Origin of the sequence: Tissierella praeacuta DSM 18095 (genome assembly GCF_900128955.1) — a bacterium.
Lineage (GTDB): Bacteria > Bacillota > Clostridia > Tissierellales > Tissierellaceae > Tissierella > Tissierella praeacuta.
Map to the genome: position 1 here is coordinate 1 of NZ_FQTY01000039.1, position 1,628 is coordinate 1,628.

Below are 1,628 nucleotides of genomic sequence, written 5' to 3' on the forward strand. Positions count from 1 at the left end.
AACATAACAGTGTGAGTCCTTTTGAACTCCTTAGAAAGGAGGTGATCCAGCCGCACCTTCCGATACGGCTACCTTGTTACGACTTCACCCCAGTCATTGACCCTACCTTCGACAGCTGCCTCCAAATGGTTAGCTCACTGGCTTCGGGTATTGCCAACTCCCATGGTGTGACGGGCGGTGTGTACAAGACCCGGGAACGCATTCACCGCGACATTCTGATCCGCGATTACTAGCAACTCCGACTTCATGCAGGCGAGTTGCAGCCTGCAATCCGAACTGGGATCGGCTTTAAGAGATTAGCATCTTATCGCTAAGTAGCTGCTCGTTGTACCGACCATTGTAGCACGTGTGTAGCCCAGGACATAAAGGGCATGATGATTTGACGTCATCCCCACCTTCCTCCGATTTGTCATCGGCAGTCCCTCTAGAGTGCTCAGCTTATCTGTTAGCAACTAAAGGCAAGGGTTGCGCTCGTTGCGGGACTTAACCCAACATCTCACGACACGAGCTGACGACAACCATGCACCACCTGTGTCCCCTGTACCCGAAGGTAAAGCCCTATCTCTAGGACGGTCAGGGGCATGTCAAGCCCTGGTAAGGTTCTTCGCGTTGCTTCGAATTAAACCACATGCTCCGCTGCTTGTGCGGGTCCCCGTCAATTCCTTTGAGTTTCATACTTGCGTACGTACTCCCCAGGCGGAGTGCTTAATGCGTTAGCTGCGGCACCGAGGTTTGACCCCCAACACCTAGCACTCATCGTTTACGGCGTGGACTACCAGGGTATCTAATCCTGTTCGCTCCCCACGCTTTCGTGCCTCAGCGTCAGTATAAGTCCAGAAAGTCGCCTTCGCCACTGGTATTCCTCCTAATATCTACGCATTTCACCGCTACACTAGGAATTCCACTTTCCTCTCCTTAACTCAAGCCTTTCAGTTTCAAATGCTTACCACGGTTGAGCCGTGATCTTTCACATCTGACTTAAAAGGCCGCCTACGCACCCTTTACGCCCAATAAATCCGGACAACGCTTGCCCCCTACGTATTACCGCGGCTGCTGGCACGTAGTTAGCCGGGGCTTCCTCCTAAGGTACCGTCATTATCGTCCCTTAGGACAGAACTTTACGACCCGAAAGCCTTCATCGTTCACGCGGCGTCGCTGCATCAGAGTTTCCTCCATTGTGCAATATTCCCCACTGCTGCCTCCCGTAGGAGTCTGGACCGTGTCTCAGTTCCAGTGTGGCCGTTCACCCTCTCAGGCCGGCTACCCATCGCTGTCTTGGTGAGCCTTTACCTCACCAACTAACTAATGGGACGCGAGACCATCTTTTACCGCTTTACGCTTTGACTTAAATCTCATGCGACATTTAAGTGTCATAAGGTATTAATCCCAGTTTCCCGAGGCTATCCCTTTGTAAAAGGCAGGTTTCTCACGCGTTACTCACCCGTCCGCCGCTAAGATAATTAAAGTTTCATTCCGAAGAAATCTTCTTTAAAAACTTCGCTCGACTTGCATGTGTTAGGCACGCCGCCAGCGTTCGTCCTGAGCCAGGATCAAACTCTCATTAAAAAGTCTGATTAGCTCAAATTATTTGCTGACTTAATTCATGTGTTCGTCGCTTTGTTAGCCAA

General features: G+C 51.0%; 1 rRNA gene. It reads right to left on the reverse strand.

Features of this window, described 5'->3' with window-relative positions:
- Positions 1-34: 34 nt before the first annotated feature.
- Positions 35-1,566, reverse strand: a 16S ribosomal RNA gene (locus BUB33_RS15630).
- Positions 1,567-1,628 lie beyond the last annotated feature (62 nt).